Below are 16,525 nucleotides of genomic sequence, written 5' to 3' on the forward strand. Positions count from 1 at the left end.
CGCGAGCCGACATGCGCGTCGCCGGTGGCCCGCTCGCCCGACGCATCGCATCCGCTTGCGCAAACCGCCCACGTACTGCCCGCGACGATGCGCGGACGCGGGCGGCTTTCGGCAGACGGGCATCGATCACACAATCGGCTCGGCACGTGTGCCGCAGCAAAACGATCCAAACGGACCTTCTTATGACTTTGCGCAATATCGCCATTATCGCCCACGTCGACCACGGCAAGACCACGCTGGTCGACCGGCTCCTGCAGCAGTCCGGCACCTTCCGCGAGAACCAGAAAGTCGCCGAGCGCGCCATGGACTCCAACGATCTGGAGCGCGAGCGTGGCATCACGATCCTCGCCAAGGTGACCGCCGTCACCTGGAAGGACAGCCGCATCAACATCGTCGACACGCCCGGCCACGCCGACTTCGGCGGCGAGGTGGAGCGCATCCTCCACATGGTGGATGGCGCGATCCTCTTGGTGGACGCGGCCGAAGGCCCGATGCCGCAGACCAAGTTCGTGCTCGGCAAGGCGCTCAAGGTCGGGCTTCGGCCGATCGTGGTGATCAACAAGATCGACCGCGCCGACGAGCGCCACGAAGAGGTGCTGAACGAGATCTTCGATCTGTTCGCCGCGCTCGACGCCGACGAATCCCAGCTCGACTTCCAGGTCATGTACGGTTCGGCCAAGGAAGGCTGGATCGCCAACGATCCCACTGGCCCGAAGGACTCCATTTCTCCGCTTCTGGACATGGTGCTGGAGCATGTTCCGGCCCCGCCGGTGGAGGAGGGGCCGTTCCGTATGCTCGCCACCACCATCGAGGCGCATCCGTTCCTGGGCCGCATTCTCACCGGCCGCATCCGCTCCGGCGAGATCGTGCCGAACCAGTCGGTGAAGGCCGTCGACCGCCAGGGCAATCTGGTCGAAAACGGCCGCATCAGCCAGGTGCTCTCCTTCCGTGGCCTTGAGCGCGTTCCCGTCGAGGTGGCGCGTGCAGGCGACATCGTCGCCCTTGCCGGCATGCAGCAGGCGACCGTCGCCGACACGCTGTGCCATCCCTCCCTCGCCGAGCCGATCGAGGCTCAGCCGATCGATCCGCCGACGGTGTCGGTCACCTTCCGCATCAACGACGGTCCGCTCGCCGGGCGCGAGGGCGACAAGGTCCAGAGCCGCGTCATCCGCGACCGTTTGATGAAGGAAGCCGCCGGCAACGTCGCGCTCAAGGTCGAGCCGGGTCCGGACGCCGATTCCATGATCGTGTCGGGGCGCGGCGAACTGCAGCTTGCGATCCTGATCGAGACCATGCGGCGCGAAGGCTTCGAGCTGACGGTGTCGCGCCCCAACGTCGTGTTCCAGCGCGGCGACGACGGCGAGCTTCTGGAGCCGGTCGAAGAGGTGACGATCGACGTCGACGACGAGTTCTCCGGCGCCGTGGTTTCCAAGCTTTCCGAGCGCAAGGCGGAGATGCAGGAGATGCGGCCTTCCGGCGGCGACCGGGTCCGGCTGGTTTTCTATGCGCCGACGCGCGGCTTGATCGGCTATCAGTCGGAACTGCTTTCCGATACGCGCGGCACGGCGGTGATGAACCGCGTGTTCCACGCCTACGAGCCCTACAAGGGTGAGGTGCCGACCCGGCACACCGGCGTTTTGATCTCCAACTCCGACGGCGAGGCGGTGGCCTATGCGCTGTGGAACCTGGAGGATCGTGGTCCGATGATGATCGACCCGGGCGCGAAGGTGTACGGGGGCATGATCGTTGGTGAGCACACGCGGGGCAACGATCTCGAGGTCAACGTGATGAAAGGCAAGCAGCTCTCCAACGTCCGCTCCGCAGGCAAGGACGAGGCGATCAAACTCACGCCGCCGATCCGCATGACCCTGGAAAAAGCGCTCGCGTTCATCGCCGACGACGAGCGGGTGGAAATCACCCCGCAGTCGATCCGTCTGCGCAAGGCGATTTTGGACCCGAACGAGCGCAAGAAGGCGGAGCGGCGCAAGGAACCGGGTGCGGCCTGACGTCTCGGTTCGTGCGGCCGGCTGGACCGGCCTCGATCCTAGGACTCTTTCAGCGCAAAGCCGGTGCGAGGCTTGCATCTGACTTTGGATCGGCTGGGGTTTCCTCTTTTCCCGCCGGCAAGGTCGAGCTACGCTTGCCCTATGAAGACCGGTTCGATGGGCATAAGGCGAGCCAAGCTCGCGGATGCGGCTGCGATCGCAGAAGTCCATGATTCGGCTTGGCGGTATGCCTATCGCGGCGTGCTGCCCGGCGCGGAGTTGGAGCGGATGATCGCGCGCCGTGGTCCGGCGTGGTGGCAGCGGGCGATTCAGCGCCGTGTTTCGATTCTCGTCTTGGAGATCGGGGACACGGTGCGCGGCTACGTGACGTTCGGTGCCAGCCGGGCCCGCAGCCTGCCCTATCGCGGCGAAATCTACGAACTCTATATCCAGCCGGAATTCGCCGGCCTCGGCTTCGGCAGCCGGCTGTTCGATGCGGCCGGGACCGCGCTCGGCAATGAGGGCCGGCGGTCGTTCGTGGTCTGGGTGCTGGCGGACAATGAGACCGCGTGCCGCTTCTACGGCCATAAGGGGGGGCGGGCGGTCGCCACGGCAGAAGAGACGATCGGCTCGGCGACGTTGCCGAAAATTGCCTTTGGGTACACGCCGCGACAAGGACGCGGGTCGCCGTCGACCTAGTCCATGACGTAGTAGCGGTGGGCTGGGGCGTATCGTTCGGGCCGGTTCAATCCGAACGGGAAGCGCTCCGAGGCTGCACCCGCGGCCTCAGCGCGTCGCAGGAACCGTCTGCTTTGTCGGGTTTTGAGGGTTTCTGGCGCTTCAATGCCGCATCCTGCGTCTCGGCCCTTGCCCGCAGGCGAAAGCCGTGGTTGAAGGCTTGCCCATCCTCCCTGAATTTTGCGCCGCAAAATAGGGGCGCGCCAGGGCTTATGGAAGGAGAGGCAATCACACCATGCGCATCGACGCGATTCCGATCGGGAAGAACCCGCCGAAGGACATCAACGTCATCATCGAGGTTCCGGTCGGTGGCGAGCCGATCAAGTACGAACTCGATAAGGCCTCCGGCACGCTCTGGGTGGACCGCTTTCTCTACACTCCGATGCGCTATCCCGGAAACTACGGTTTTATACCGCACACGCTGGCCGACGACGGGGATCCGCTGGACGTGATCATCGTCAATCAGCGTCCGATCGTGCCCGGCGCGGTGATGAACTGCCGGCCGATCGGCGTTCTCAACATGCAGGACGAGGCGGGCGCCGACGAAAAGGTCATCGCGGTGCCCAGCACCAAGCTGACCCGGCGCTACGAAAAGATCGAGTCCTACGAGGATCTGCCGAAGATCACGCTCGATCAGATCGTTCACTTTTTCGAGCACTATAAGGATCTCGAGCCGAACAAGTGGGTCGAGGTGACCGGCTGGCAGGGCCGCGAGGCCGCCGAGGAAATCATCGAGCGCTCGATCAAGCAGGCGGCTGCGGAAGGCCAGGCGGCCGAGTGACGCTCGGCGCGGCGAAAGAACGCAGCCGCGCTCTCGGCGCCGCTTTTCGGTCGGACAATTCCATGTGAATGGATCGGTCCGAAACGGCGGAATTCTCGGATTTTGCGGTGTGGCCGCTCGGAATCTCCGTTCCGGGCGGCCGTTGTTTTTGATGCACGGCTTTGTGTACAGTGCGGTGCAGCATAGCTATTGACGCTTCGGACACTCGTTTATAAATAACCATCCGGTTGGTAATTATTCCGGAAGTTTGTGATGGGTAGAAAACGCACTATCGACCGTGCGGCAGTCCTCGACGCAGCGGAATGCGTCGTACAGCGCGACGGGACGGCGAAGCTGACGCTGGAGGCGGTCGCCGCCGAAGCGGGAATCTCGAAAGCGAGCGTGCTCTACGACTACAAGACCAAGCCTGCGCTGATGCGCGCGATGGTCGAACGCCGCATTGCGGCGGAAGAGCTGCGGATGAACGAGATCCGCAAAAATTTCGGATCCGATCCGAATGCCATGATTCGGACCCATATCGTGGCGGCGGCCGAGGCCGCCGAAGGGAGCGAAGGCGAAATCGAGCTGTGCCTATCCTCCGCTCTTGCCCAGGATCGCCAGCTCAGAGAGCCGATCCACAACAAATATGCCGAGACCGTGGACGAGATTCACGAATCGGCTTCGAAGCCGCGCGGGGCGCTTCTCGCCTTTCTTGCGCTGGGGGGGCTTCGCGTCATGGAGCGCTTCGACGTCTATCACTTTTCGCCGGAGGAGCGGATCCGGGTTCTCGAAGAGATCAATTGGCTCGTCGACCAAGAGCCTGAACAGGTCTCGGTACCCAAACTCGATCCTGTGAGCTGAACGAGCTTTCTCCTTGCCAATTTTCCCCGCCGCCCCGGAGATACGGTCCGGGACGCGGCGCACGGAGACTGGAATGTTGCGTACTCCATTTGCCATTACCAAGATCGCAGCGATCGCTCTTCTGTTGGGGCTGGCGGCGTGCAACGACGCCGAGCAGAGCTCCAACCAGGCGGCGGCCGCTCCTGCGCGTCCGCCGTCGCCGGTCAGCGTGGTAACGGTCGAGCCGGACAAGATCCCGATCGTCGACGAATTGCCCGGACGGATCTCGCCGACCCGCATCGCGGAGGTGCGTCCGCGCGTCTCCGGGATCGTGGTCGAGCGGGTGTTCACCCAGGGCAGCCGCGTGGAGAAGGGCGATGTCCTCTACAAGATCGATCCCGCGCCGTTCCAGGTCGAGGTGCAGCGCGCCGAAGCGAGCCTGAAGCGCGCCGAAGCCGAGCAGCTTCGCGCCCAGCAGGACGCCGACCGCCAGCAGAAGCTGCTCGATCGCAAGGTCGTGGCCCAGCAGGCCTACGACACGGCTTCGGCGGAGCTCGCCCAGGCGAACGCCAACGTGGCGCTGGCCAAGGCCGAACTGGCCGCCGCCAAGCTCAATCTCGAATATGCCGATGTGACGGCCCCGATCTCCGGACGTATCGGCCGGGCGCTGATCACCGAGGGCGCGCTTGTCAGCGCCAACAACTCCGAGCCGCTGGCGACCATTCTGCAGCTCGATCCGGTCTACGCGGACTTTACGCAGTCGGTGCGCGAAATGATGGCGCTGCGCAAAGCGCTGGACATGGGCGCGCTCGCGAAGGATCCGGGCGAGGCTCCGGTGAAGCTCGTGCTCGACGACGGCACCGAATATGGCGAGCCCGGTCGGCTCTTGTTCTCCGAAACCACCGTCGACCGGACCACGGGCCAGGTGATCCTGCGTGCGGAATTCCCGAACACGGACGGGATTCTTTTGCCCGGCCTCTATGTGCGCGTGCTGATCGAGCAGGGCGTGCAGCAGAACGCGATCGCGGTGCCGCGGCAGGCGGTGCAGCGTGATGCCAGCGGCAACGCGCGTGTGTTCGTCGTGGGCGAGGATAGCACCGCCCAAGTGCGTCAGGTCAGTGTGGGCCGCGTCATCGATGACCGCTGGATCATCGAAGAGGGGCTTAAGCCTGGCGACAAGGTGATCGTCGAGGGTTTCCAGAAGATTGGCCCGGGCGCGCCGGTCGCGCCGCAACCGTGGCAGCCAAAGGGTACCGCCAGCGAGGACAAGCCGGCGGGCGCTGACACGAAGCGGGCGGGATAGGGCGCGTTCCATGCCGAGTTTCTTTATTGATCGACCCATCTTCGCGTGGGTGATCGCGATCTTTATCGTGATCGCCGGTGTGCTCGCGATTCCGCAGCTTCCAATCTCGCAATATCCGAAGGTCGCCCCGCCGCAGGTCTCCATCCAGACCAACTATCCCGGCGCATCGCCCGAAGACCTCTATCAATCGGTCACCCGGCCGATCGAGGAGGAGCTGAACGGCATCGACGGCCTGATCTACTTCGAATCGACGTCGGAGGCCTCGGGGCGGGTGGACATCACCGCGACCTTCGAGTCCGGGACCTCGATCGAGCAGGCCTCCGTCGACGTGCAGAACCGCATTCGGCGGGTGGAGCCGCGTTTGCCGGACACCGTCAAGGACCAGGGCATCCGGGTCGACCGGGCGTCCTCGGGCTTCTTGATGGTGTTGGCGCTGACCTCGACCGACGGTTCAATGGGTCCGGTCGGCCTCGGCGACTACATCACCCGCAACGTTATCGGCGAGATCCGCCGCATCGAGGGCGTGGGCAGCGCTCAGCTGTTCGCGACCCAGCGCGCTATGCGGATCTGGATGGATCCGGACAAGATGCTGGGCCTCGACCTGACGGCCAACGACATCCTGTCCGCGATCCGGGCCCAGAACTCCCAGGTTGCTGCCGGCCGGATCGGTGCTCAGCCGCTGGTGCCCGATCAGCAGATTTCGGCCACCGTCCTGGTCGAAGGACAGCTCAACACGGTCGAAGAGTTCGAAAAAATCGTCCTGCGTGCCAATGCCGACGGCTCCATGGTTCGTCTGGGAGACGTCGCCTCGGTCGAACTCGGCAGCGAGAGCTATAACTTCTCGTCGCGCCTCAACGGGCAGCCGGCGGCCGCAATCGGCATCCAGCTCTCACCCACGGGCAATGCGCTGGCGACCTCCGAAGCCATTCGCGCGAAGATCGAGGAGCTTGAACGCTACTTCCCCGAAGGCGTCACCTACGACATCCCGTACGACACGTCGCCTTTCGTCGAGAAGTCGATCGAGAAGGTGCTGCACACCCTCGTCGAGGCGGTGGTGCTCGTCTTCCTGGTGATGTTCCTGTTCCTGCAAAGCTTCCGTTACACGATCATTCCGGCGATCGTGGTCCCGATCGCGTTGATGGGGACGTGCGCGGTGATGCTTGCGACAGGGTTCTCCATCAACGTGCTCACCATGTTCGCCATGGTGCTGGCGATCGGTATCCTGGTGGACGACGCGATCGTGGTGATCGAAAACGTCGAGCGCATCATGGCTACCGAGGGCCTGGGACCGCGCGAGGCGACCATCAAGGCCATGAAGCAGATCACCGGCGCCATCGTCGGCATCACGCTGGTGCTAACGGCCGTGTTCGTGCCAATGGCCTTCTTCCCCGGTGCGGTCGGCGTGATCTACCAGCAGTTCTCGCTGACCATGGTGGTCTCGATCCTGTTCTCCGGCTTCCTGGCGCTGTCGCTGACGCCGGCGCTCTGCGCCACCATGCTGAAGCCGGTGAAGGACCATCATGAGCGCCGCGGCTTCTTCGGCTGGTTCAACCGCAACTTTGGCCGCCTGACCCGCGGCTACGGTGCGACGGTTCGGGGGACGACCCGCTATGCCGGTCTGTTCATGATCGTCTATCTCGGCGTGGCGGTCGGGCTCGGCTATTTGTTCGTCCGCATGCCGACGGCGTTCCTCCCGAACGAGGATCAGGGCTTCCTGATCGTGGACATGCAGACGCCGGCGGAGGCGAGCGCCAACCGGACCATCGACGTCATCGAGCAGGTGGAGGGGGTCTTCGCCAACGACCCCGCCGCCGAACAGGTGGTTGCGATCCAGGGCTTCTCCTTCTCCGGTGCCGGTCAAAACGCCGGTCTTGCCTTCGTGACGCTGAAGGACTGGGACGAGCGCGGCCCGGAAGATTCCGCTCAGGCAGTCGCCCAACGTTCCAACATGAAGTTGTTCGGCATCAAGGATGCGATCGCCTTTTCGCTGTCGCCTCCTCCGATCCAGGGTCTCGGGACGAGCAACGGCTTCTCCTTCCGGCTCCAGGATCGCGCAGGTCTCGGCCAGAGCGCCTTGGCTGCGGCGCGCGACCAGCTTCTGGGGGCGGCCGCGCAAAGCCCGATCCTGACGGGCATGCGTGTGGAAGGGCTGCCTGATGCGGCACAGGTGACGGTGGTGATCGACCGCGAGAAGGCGAACACCTTCGGGGTCACGTTCGCCGAGATCAACTCGGCGATCACGGCCAATCTCGGCTCCGCCTACGCCAACGACTTCCCGAACGCCGGGCGGATGCAGCGTGTGACCATCGAAGCGAACGACCGCAGCCGCATGCAGGTATCCGACCTTCTCGACCTGCACGTGCGCAACGTCCACGGCGGCATGGTTCCGCTGTCGGCCTTCGCTCACGCGGAATGGAGCCGCGGTCCGCTACAGGTTGTCGGGTACAACGGCTATCCGTCGGTCCGCATCTCCGGCCAGGCGGCGCCGGGCTACTCCTCCGGTGACGCGCTCGCCGAGATGGAACGGCTGGCGGCGGAGCTTCCACCCGGTTTCGGTTACGAGTGGACCGGTCAGTCGTTGCAGGAGATCGCCTCCGGTTCGCAGGCGCCGATGCTGATCGGTCTGTCGATCCTGTTCGTGTTCCTGTTGTTGGCCGCGCTTTACGAAAGCTGGGCGATCCCGCTCTCGGTGATGCTGGTGGTCCCGCTCGGGGCGATCGGCGCCGTGCTCGCAATCATGATGCGCGACATGTCGAACGACGTGTACTTCAAGGTCGGCCTGATCGCGATCATCGGCCTGTCGGCGAAGAACGCCATTCTGATCGTGGAGTTCGCCAAGGATCTGCGCGAGCAAGGACGGGAGCTGCGCGATGCGGCGGTTGAGGCGGCGGAACTTCGCTTCCGACCGATCCTGATGACCTCGCTCGCCTTCGCCCTCGGCGTGACGCCGCTTGCGATCGCGGAGGGGGCCAGCGCGGCGAGCCAGAATGCGATCGGCACCGGCGTCTTGGGCGGCATGATCTCGGCCACCGTGCTCGCGATCATCTTCGTGCCGGTGTTCTTCGTGTTCGTCATGCGCCTCACCGGCGCCGGCAAGGCGAAAAAGACCGCCGACCAGACCGAAGCCCCTGAAACGCCGCCGGCGCAACCGGAAGGGGCTTGATCCTCGACGGGCCTTGGGCTTGAGATCGGAACCCACCGGACGCGCACGCGTTGCGCTTCCGGTGGTCATCCGATCGGACTTGGAGCCGGTTCGCGCTTCTATGGGGAGCGGATCGGCTCCAAGTCGTTTGTCGACGTGTCTCCGGACGGAGAGCCGGAGGCCGCGTCGCCGCAAAGCGCTCAAGGAGGCAAGCATGGCCTATCGTTTCTCCCGCACCGATGGCTCCGTCGCAGAGGCGGTGCGCCGGGTGGCCGGAGAACAGATCGACAAGGCGATCGCCGAGATCGACGATCAGCGGGGCGACCGTCACGAGACGGTTCACGACGTACGCAAACGGTGCAAAAAACTGCGCGGTCTCGTGCGGCTGGTCCGGCCCGGCTTTCCGGCCTATGCGGAAGAAAACGCCGCCTATCGCGATATCGGCCGGCTCTTGTCTCCCCTGCGCGATACGGGCGCGATGATCGAGGCCTATGACGATCTGACCGCGGCCTACGACGATCAGATCGAACGCCCGGCCTTCGCCTCGATCCGGCGTCGCCTGACCCTTCGGCGCAAGGAGGTGTCGCGCCGCGACATCGACGAACGGCTGGCGGAGGTGCGCGATCTATTGGTCGACGGCAAGGTGCGGGCGCTGAGGTGGGCATTCGACACCAAAGGTGCAGCACCCGTCTGGCAAGGGCTTGCGAAAACCTACGGTCGTGGCCGCGACGCCATGGCCACGGCGCGCAAATCGCCGACGGAAGAGGCCCTCCACGACTGGCGCAAGCGCGTTAAATATCATGGCTATCATACCCGGCTCCTGTCGCCGATCTGGCCGGAGCCGATGAGTGCCCATCAGTCGGCGGCCAGCGCGCTTGGCGATCTGCTCGGCGACCATCACGATCTCGACGTGCTGGAAGCGACGCTGAAGGCAGAGCCGGACGCCTTCGGCCACAGCGACGATCTCGCCGTTTTTCTGGCGCTTCTGGACCGTCGCCGAGGAGAATTGCGGGCCGATGCGTTCGCGCTCGGCGACCGGTTGTTTGCGGAAAAGTCGAAGGTGTTTTCCGCCCGGTGGCGCGCCTATTGGAAGGTGTGGCGCGCTGAGACCAAGGCGAGCCAAGTCGCTCTTGCGGCGTAACCCTTAATTTTGGGCTGTCTTCTAATGACCGGCCTGAGATTCGACTTCCACGGTGACGTCGAGCGAGCCGTCCGGTCCGAAATCCAGCGTGAGCGGAAAGGCGTCGCCAGTCTGTAGCGGCTTGTGCAGCCCGTCGAGGGAAAGGTGGGTGGACCAGGCCGCGAGCGAGGTCGGCCGTCCCCGCGGCAGCGCGATCGACCGGAACGTCTCCACCTCGCCATCGTCTTTCACCGCCTGAAAGCGGACCTCGTCGGCGATGTCCGTCGAGGCGCCGGTGAGGGTCACCTCGTGATCGGTTCCGTTCAAAATCGGAGCGTAAATCGGCACTTCACCGTCGGAAGGCGTGGCCGGCGGCGCCCAGATGTGGCCGACGGCGATGTCGCCGAGCTTGTAGGAATGGGCTGTGGCGGCCAGCGGCGTCAGGCTGACGGCGGCTGCCGCGAGCGCGGCGATTGCGAGAGGGCGGCGGAGACTGGAGCTTCGGGGCATCGGAACCTGCATCGGTTTGGACTCGCGGAATCACGGAGCGGGTCTAAGTGATTGTTTCGACGCGTTTGCGGACGGCCAACCGGTTTCCACTGCGCCCGAGAACACTCAATCTATTGGCTCTGAAGCCTTTTCTTGCCGCTCAGATGTGCCCATCCGAGCGGAACAGCCTCTAGCGGCGCGGCGCGTCGTTGGCGAAGCCGACGGAGGCGTCGGACTTAAGCGTCTGGTCGAGTTTGTCGGATCCGCCGGCCAGGTCGCGCGCTGCGGCAATCTCTTCTTGCGTCAAGTCGGTTTGCCTGAAGAAGGTATAGGACAGCGTGACGGTGGAAACGTCGGCCGCGTCTTCGTCCTTCATCATCTGCTGATCGAGATAGAAGACGAGGGGCATGCGGGCGCTCTCGCCGGGCTCAAGCCGCTCTTCGGTGAAGCAGAAGCACTGGATTTTGAAGAAGTAGGGCGCGACCTGATAGGGCGTCACATTGAAGGTGGCGTGGGCGACGATCGTTTCGTCGGAGCGGTTGGTGGCGGTGTAGTAGGCCTTGGTCGGCTCGCCGATTTTGGCTTCGACGCTGTGTTGCTCCGGCTTGAAGTTCCACTCCAGCCCGGGGGCGACGTTTGCATCGAAGCGAACCGTCACGGTCTTGGACTGGGTCGCGTCGACGGGGGCGTCTGTGGACGACCCGGTCGACGCCTGGGCCCGATTGACGGTGCCGCCGTAGCCGGTCGCCGCGCAGAAGAGCCGGTAAAGGGTGGGCGAATAGGAGACGAGCCCGACCATCACGACCAGGACGCCGCAGATGGTCAGGAGCAGCGGAAGATGGCGCCGGTTGTTCATGGCGCCGACGCTCGAAGCGAACTGTGGCAGTGGTTGGGCAGTGCTTGCCGGCCGGGACAGTACGCCGCAGCTCGGCGTTTCATGCGCTTGCCTTGGGCGCCGACCGCGCCCACTTTAGAATTCGGGAATCCAGCAGAAAGCGAGTGCGGGATGGCAGCCTCAATGTCGGGACCGAAGACCGGCCCCAACCAGACCCCGTCCGACATGGAACGCGAGCATATCGAGGAAGAACTCGACGAGGCGTTGGACGAGACGTTTCCCGCGTCCGATCCACCGGCAATGACCGAGCCCGCTCCGGACGACGAGGACGATCCGAAGGCCGACTGATCGTCGGAAGGCTCTTCCTTTCGCTCAAGTCATTAAGGCTGGAGGTACGTCTTTCCGATCACGTGGATTCTATCTGACCGGAAAAATTCTAATCCGTCGCCGCTTCGATCGCTTCCATGTCGGCATCGGAAAGGCCGAAATGGTGTCCGACCTCGTGAATCAGCACATGGGTGACGATGTCGCCTAAGGGCTCGCCGATATCGGCCCAGTAGTCCAGGATCGGTCGACGGAACAGCCAGATATGGTTCGGCATCTGTCCGGTGACGGCATTTCCGCCCGACGCCGCAAGGCCGATGCCCTCGAACAGACCCAGGAGCTCATAAGGCGAGTTCAGCTCCAGCTCCGTCAGTGCGTCTTGTTCGGGAAATTCGGCCACGCGCACCACCAGATCGCCGGTTAGGGCGCGAAAGGACTCCGGCAATCGATTGAACGATTCGCGGCCCAACTGCTCGAATGCGTCGAGGTCGGGGGCGATCAGGGTCGGCCAACGGTCGGGAAAATGGGTCTTCATGCGCTCTCGATGTCAAACACCCGTCGTGCGGATCGATCGGAGTTAAGCAGACGGCTTCCGCGTTGCATAGATCGCGTTTTCGTCCCCCCGCCCGTCGCGGAATGACGCCGGGCCGTTCTTTTTGCGGGTGAGACGGTTCGGTCTGTGCGGGGCGTAGCCGCGCTTAAGAGCGGTTCCCCATTTCGTGAGCGGGCAGGGTAGCTCTACGCCTTTGTTTGGCGCGTACCCGGACGGCGTTCGGGTCCTCTAGAATCGATCGCGGTCGTGGGGAGCGTCAAAGTCGATTGCCGGGCCGAGCGGCACGATGCCGGTCGGGTTCACTTGTCGGTGGCTGGCGTAGTAGTGATTCTTGATATGAAAGAAATCGACAGTCTCTCGGAAGCCCGGACGCTGGTAGAGATCCTTCGTGAAATTCCAAAGGTTCGGATAGTCGATCACGCGCCGGATGTTGCACTTGAAGTGGCCGTGATAGACGCAATCGAAACGCACCAGCGTGGTGAACAGACGAACGTCGGCTTCCGTTAGCCGATCGCCGACCAGGTAGCGCTGGCGCGACAGGCGATCTTCCAACCAGTCCAGGGATTCAAACAGGTCTATGACGGCGTCGTTGTAGGCGTCCTGCGTGGTCGCGAAGCCGGCCCGATAGACGCCGTTGTTCACGGTTTCGTAGACGCGCTCGTTGACCGCCTCGATCTCCGGCCGCAGCGCTTCGGGATAGTAGTCGCCCGAGGCGGCGCCCACGTCGTCGAAGGCGTCATTCAGCATCCGGATGATGTCGGCGGATTCGTTTGAGACGATCGTGTCGCACTCTTTGTCCCAAAGCACCGGAACCGTCGCGCGGCCGGTGTAGGCGGGATCGGCGGCAACGTAGACCTGCCACATGGCGTCGGCATGGTGGATTGGATCGGGGATCACGCCCTGTCCGTCGCGAAAGGACCAGCCATTTTCCGCCATCAGCCAGTGCACGACGGAGAGGCCGATCTGGTCGTTGAGGCCCTTGAGCGCTCGGAAAATGAGTGTGCGGTGCGCCCAGGGGCAGGCGAGCGAGACATAAAGATGGTACCGGCCGGGCGTTGCCGGGAAACCGCCTTCACCGGTGGGGCCTGCGCTGCCGTCTTTTGTGATCCAGTTTCGGAATTTGGATCCGCGTCGGACGAAGGCGCCTTTGGTGTCGGTTGCGCTTCGCTCTTCCGAAATCCAGCGGCCGTTTTCGAGAAAACCCATCGTTCGATCTCTTCGGCGCGCTTGGCACGCCTTTGTCCTTGTGCCTGTCCATCCCCCCGGATAGTCGATCGTTCCGCTGCCGATGCCCGCTTCGAAAGGGCATCGCATAGCGGTGGTATGTAAGAAAGTGTCGAATTCAAATTAAGCGATGTCATCCCGCTTAAATTGCATGGTCAAAATCACTCTCCCCAAACTGAAGGTTGGGCCGGCCGGTCTCTCCAGTCCTCCGTCGCACCCCAGCGACAGATACCGAATTCGTCTGGCTTGGGAGGACCGTTTTACCTCAGACGGCGTTGCGTCGGGCTAGGGCATCGGAATGCAACGCGGCGCTGTCCTCGCCGAAACAGCAGAAGATGACGGTGCGCGCCGAGCCGGGGGTGCCCGACAGCCAATCGCAGCCGACACGAACGGCGATCTCGGCAGCGCGAGATGCGGGAAAACCGTAGACTCCGGTCGAAATGGCCGGAAAGGCGATGCTTTCCAGGCCGTTCGCTTCGGCGAGATCAAGCGAGGCGGCATAGGCGGAAGCCAGAAGCCGGTCCTCGTCCGCATCGCCGCCGGACCAGACTGGTCCCACTGTATGGATCACGAATCGTGCGGGCAGATTGAAACCGCGCGTGATCCGAGCCTCTCCGGTCGGACAGCCGCCGATCGCGCTGCACGCCTGTGATAGTTCCGGCCCGGCCGCGCGGTGGATCGCCCCGTCGACGCCGCCACCGCCGGCGAGCCGGCTGTTGGCCGCATTCACGATGGCGTCGGTATCGAGCGTCGTAATGTCTCCGACGGTGATCCGGATCGCGCCGTTGCCGTGAGCGTCTTCGCGAACGAGTTTCATGTCTCTCTCCGGTCTCGGTTGAGGTCGCGCGGAAAGCCCGAGCGAACCGGCCGCACTTCGAAGTCAAACGCAAAATCCCATGCACCTGTTCGTCTCAGGCGTCGAAAGCGACGAGATCGGTGCGTCCCATCGTGCCATCAATGGCGCGCTGGTCCAGCAAGCGGACGGGTCGGCTCGGCCGATAGCCTTGCTCCAGCGCGGCCTTGTAAGTTGTCGCATCGATAAGTCCCAGGCTGCCCTCCGCCTTGTTGTGCTTTTCGAGCTTCGCGGCCAGGTTCGCTGGCTCGCCGATGACGGTGTATTCCAGTCGCTCGGCGTTGCCGAGGGTGGCGAAAACGATACGGCCGGCGCTCACTGCACCATTGATTTGCAATGCCTCGTCGACCCCGCGCTCGCAAAGCGCCGCATGCCAGTGCGGCACGGCGGCCAAGATCTCTTCCAGCGCCGCGACCGCATCGACCGCAGCCCGCTCGGAGGGGGCAACGGCCCCGAACGTCGCCATCACGCCGTCGCCGAGAAATTTGTCGATGACGCCGCCGTGGCGCTCCACGATCGGCACGGCAAGCGCATGGTAGAGGGTCAGCGCCTCGACCACCTTGTGAGGCGAGACGGAGGTCGCGAATGGCGTGAAGCCCCGCACGTCCAGCATCAAAATCGCGGCGTCCCGTTCCACGGCTTGGCCGGCGGAGAGTTCAGCTTCGGCTGAGGTGATGACGTCGGCCACCCCTTCGGAAAGGAAGCGCCGCATGTCCCGTGTGGCGCTGCTTTCGCGGATCGCGGTGATCAGGGTCGACTGGGCGCGGGCCAGCGCAAGCGCCAGGATCGCCGTCACCGTGAGGATGACGAAGACCTTGTCGAACTCCGCACCGATCAGAATGGCGTTGCCGCTGAGATAGGTCGTGAAGGAGCGCGTGACTGTCCCGGGTGCGGAGGCCTCGATGGCATAGAGCGCCATGGCCAGCCAGCCCAGCGCGGCGATCACTCCTTGGGTGAGGACGAAGCGCGGGTCGAACCGGAGAGCCCGGAGCGCGATGAACACGAAGATATAGGTGAAGGTCGGCACCTTCAGGTAGAAGGCCGGCGGCTGGCTATATTGGAGATGAAAGGACCAGATCAGCCCGAACAGCATGGCGGTATCGACCAGCATCGACAGGTATACGAACCAGCCCGGCAGCCGGTCGCGGCGGGCAAGGGCGATGCGGGCGAGCGTGAAGACGAAGTAGAGGCCGAGGGCGATCGGCACGGGTTGCAGCATCACCATGCCGGCGTCGGCCGGACGCGGTGCGATGGCATAGAGCGAGGCGAAGGTCACCACCACGGCGAGCTGGACCCAGCCGATCAGGCGTTCCGAATTCAGCTCCTCCGCAACGACCAGGCGGCGGATCCGCTCCGGAAGCGGGATTGCGCGCGTGCCGGCGCCGACACGGTGGAAAGCGTCACCCAGCGCCAGTCGCGGGCGCGAACCAGCGACGGGCTTGAGAACGGGCGGTCGGTTCGTCATCCCTTCGCTCCACGTCGACCTGATCGTCGTTGAATGATAGATGGGGAGGACGCTCGTGTGTCCGTCAATTCTATCCGTGACGGGATCGTGAAGCTTTCGGAAGGGCATCGGCGAACACCGTGGCGCGGGCCCGAAGACGGCGGACAGAAAAGAAATGGTCGGACGCACTCTGACATTGGCGGCAGCCCTCTTCTGCGGCGTCGTCGGTTCGCAGGTTCCGGAATTCGCTCAGCAATATCGTCAGCGTCTTTCCGGCGCCGTGGATGAGCTGCGCGCCGTCGTCGCCTCGTTCGATGCCGATGCGGAGCGGGTCGGTTACACGCGCCCTCAGGCGCTTGCCGCACTCGCGCGGGCGGGGGATCCGTTTCCACGCGAACGGGCAAAATCCATGCAGGAGACGATCGAGCGCTATGAGCGACTGAGCCGCCAGCAGGTCGCTTTCCGCTCCGCCGGCCCCTTCGCCCGCATCGTCGTGCTGGCGGAGGATTTCGACCCGACGCTCGCCGATGCCGCCTGGGCCGACTATGAGCCCGGCGTTCCGACCACGATGGAAGGTGCCGTCGCGGGCGGAATCGGCGCCGGGGCCGGCGCCACCCTGGTTAATCTCTTCGGCTTTGCCGGCGGCCGGCGGAAGCGGGGCGCGGAGGCCTAAACTCGCCCCGCTTTTCTCGGATCATGGAGCTGATCCAAGTTATTGTTTCGACATGTTTCCGGTCGGCCAACCGGTTTCCACTTGGCCCCGACATGTTCAAGCTATGGAATCTGGAGCCAATTCTTATCGTTCAGATGTTTCCATCTGAGCGGAAAACGCTCTAAGTGTGGAGTTTCGATAGGTTGTTCATTCGGGCCTGACCGAGGAGATTGGAGTTACCACGCTTCAACCGCCCTCGGAGA

At 64.0% G+C, this 16,525-nt stretch carries 15 protein-coding genes; 9 read left to right on the plus strand and 6 right to left on the minus strand.

Annotated elements, in window-relative coordinates:
• The first annotated feature begins 182 nt into the window (after positions 1–182).
• From typA to HNS03_RS23890, 7 genes are all read left to right on the plus strand, one after another.
• A complete protein-coding gene (gene typA, locus HNS03_RS23860) occupies positions 183–2,006 on the plus strand; it encodes a translational GTPase TypA (protein ID WP_367198550.1) in 1,824 nt (607 codons plus the stop codon).
• 141 nt (positions 2,007–2,147) lie between these two features.
• Complete coding sequence (locus HNS03_RS23865; protein WP_367198551.1) at positions 2,148–2,684, plus strand: N-acetyltransferase family protein; 537 nt, start codon at positions 2,148–2,150, stop codon at positions 2,682–2,684.
• A gap of 274 nt (positions 2,685–2,958) precedes the next feature.
• The gene (ppa, locus tag HNS03_RS23870) at positions 2,959–3,504 is read left to right on the plus strand and encodes an inorganic diphosphatase (protein ID WP_367198552.1); all 546 of its coding nucleotides are present in this window, start codon (positions 2,959–2,961) and stop codon (positions 3,502–3,504) included.
• A 252-nt stretch (positions 3,505–3,756) separates the two neighbouring features.
• Positions 3,757–4,344 (plus strand): TetR/AcrR family transcriptional regulator, encoded by a 588-nt coding sequence (locus HNS03_RS23875; protein ID WP_367198553.1) that lies wholly within the window; start codon positions 3,757–3,759, stop codon positions 4,342–4,344.
• 73 nt (positions 4,345–4,417) lie between these two features.
• Complete coding sequence (locus HNS03_RS23880) at positions 4,418–5,626, plus strand: efflux RND transporter periplasmic adaptor subunit (RefSeq protein ID WP_367198554.1); 1,209 nt, start codon at positions 4,418–4,420, stop codon at positions 5,624–5,626.
• A 10-nt stretch (positions 5,627–5,636) separates the two neighbouring features.
• A complete protein-coding gene (locus HNS03_RS23885; protein WP_367198555.1) occupies positions 5,637–8,789 on the plus strand; it encodes a multidrug efflux RND transporter permease subunit in 3,153 nt (1,050 codons plus the stop codon).
• A gap of 100 nt (positions 8,790–8,889) precedes the next feature.
• Positions 8,890–9,909: a CHAD domain-containing protein gene (locus HNS03_RS23890; protein ID WP_367198556.1), complete on the plus strand. Its 1,020-nt coding sequence runs from the start codon at positions 8,890–8,892 to the stop codon at positions 9,907–9,909.
• Positions 9,910–9,930: 21 nt separating this feature from the next.
• Here HNS03_RS23890 and HNS03_RS23895 read toward each other — a convergent pair whose 3' ends face one another.
• Both HNS03_RS23895 and HNS03_RS23900 read right to left on the minus strand, forming a co-directional pair.
• Positions 9,931–10,398 (minus strand): copper chaperone PCu(A)C, encoded by a 468-nt coding sequence (locus HNS03_RS23895; protein ID WP_367198557.1) that lies wholly within the window; start codon positions 10,396–10,398, stop codon positions 9,931–9,933.
• Between the two features lie 169 nt (positions 10,399–10,567).
• Positions 10,568–11,233 (minus strand): cytochrome c oxidase assembly protein, encoded by a 666-nt coding sequence (locus tag HNS03_RS23900; protein WP_367198558.1) that lies wholly within the window; start codon positions 11,231–11,233, stop codon positions 10,568–10,570.
• Positions 11,234–11,395: 162 nt separating this feature from the next.
• Between HNS03_RS23900 and HNS03_RS23905 the strand changes: the two genes are divergently transcribed.
• Complete coding sequence (locus tag HNS03_RS23905; RefSeq protein WP_367198559.1) at positions 11,396–11,560, plus strand: hypothetical protein; 165 nt, start codon at positions 11,396–11,398, stop codon at positions 11,558–11,560.
• An 88-nt stretch (positions 11,561–11,648) separates the two neighbouring features.
• On the opposite strand, the gene HNS03_RS23910 is transcribed toward HNS03_RS23905, so the two are convergent.
• The 4 genes from HNS03_RS23910 to HNS03_RS23925 all read right to left on the minus strand — a co-directional run bounded on the left by HNS03_RS23910 (position 11,649) and on the right by HNS03_RS23925 (position 15,631).
• Positions 11,649–12,071, minus strand: a complete 423-nt coding sequence (locus tag HNS03_RS23910) for a metallopeptidase family protein (protein WP_367198560.1) — start codon at positions 12,069–12,071, stop codon at positions 11,649–11,651.
• 246 nt (positions 12,072–12,317) lie between these two features.
• Positions 12,318–13,295 carry a glutathione S-transferase family protein gene (locus HNS03_RS23915; RefSeq protein WP_367198561.1) on the minus strand — a complete coding sequence of 326 codons (978 nt, stop codon included), beginning with the start codon at positions 13,293–13,295 and terminating at the stop codon, positions 12,318–12,320.
• A gap of 283 nt (positions 13,296–13,578) precedes the next feature.
• Positions 13,579–14,130: an O-acetyl-ADP-ribose deacetylase gene (locus tag HNS03_RS23920; RefSeq protein ID WP_367198562.1), complete on the minus strand. Its 552-nt coding sequence runs from the start codon at positions 14,128–14,130 to the stop codon at positions 13,579–13,581.
• 94 nt (positions 14,131–14,224) lie between these two features.
• A complete protein-coding gene (locus HNS03_RS23925) occupies positions 14,225–15,631 on the minus strand; it encodes an adenylate/guanylate cyclase domain-containing protein (RefSeq protein ID WP_367198563.1) in 1,407 nt (468 codons plus the stop codon).
• 154 nt (positions 15,632–15,785) lie between these two features.
• On the opposite strand from HNS03_RS23925, the gene HNS03_RS23930 reads away from it, so the two are divergent.
• Positions 15,786–16,283, plus strand: a complete 498-nt coding sequence (locus HNS03_RS23930) for a DUF2937 family protein (protein ID WP_367198564.1) — start codon at positions 15,786–15,788, stop codon at positions 16,281–16,283.
• Positions 16,284–16,525 lie beyond the last annotated feature (242 nt).

It is taken from the genome of Amorphus sp. 3PC139-8 (assembly GCF_040750475.1).
GTDB lineage: Bacteria > Pseudomonadota > Alphaproteobacteria > Rhizobiales > Amorphaceae > Amorphus.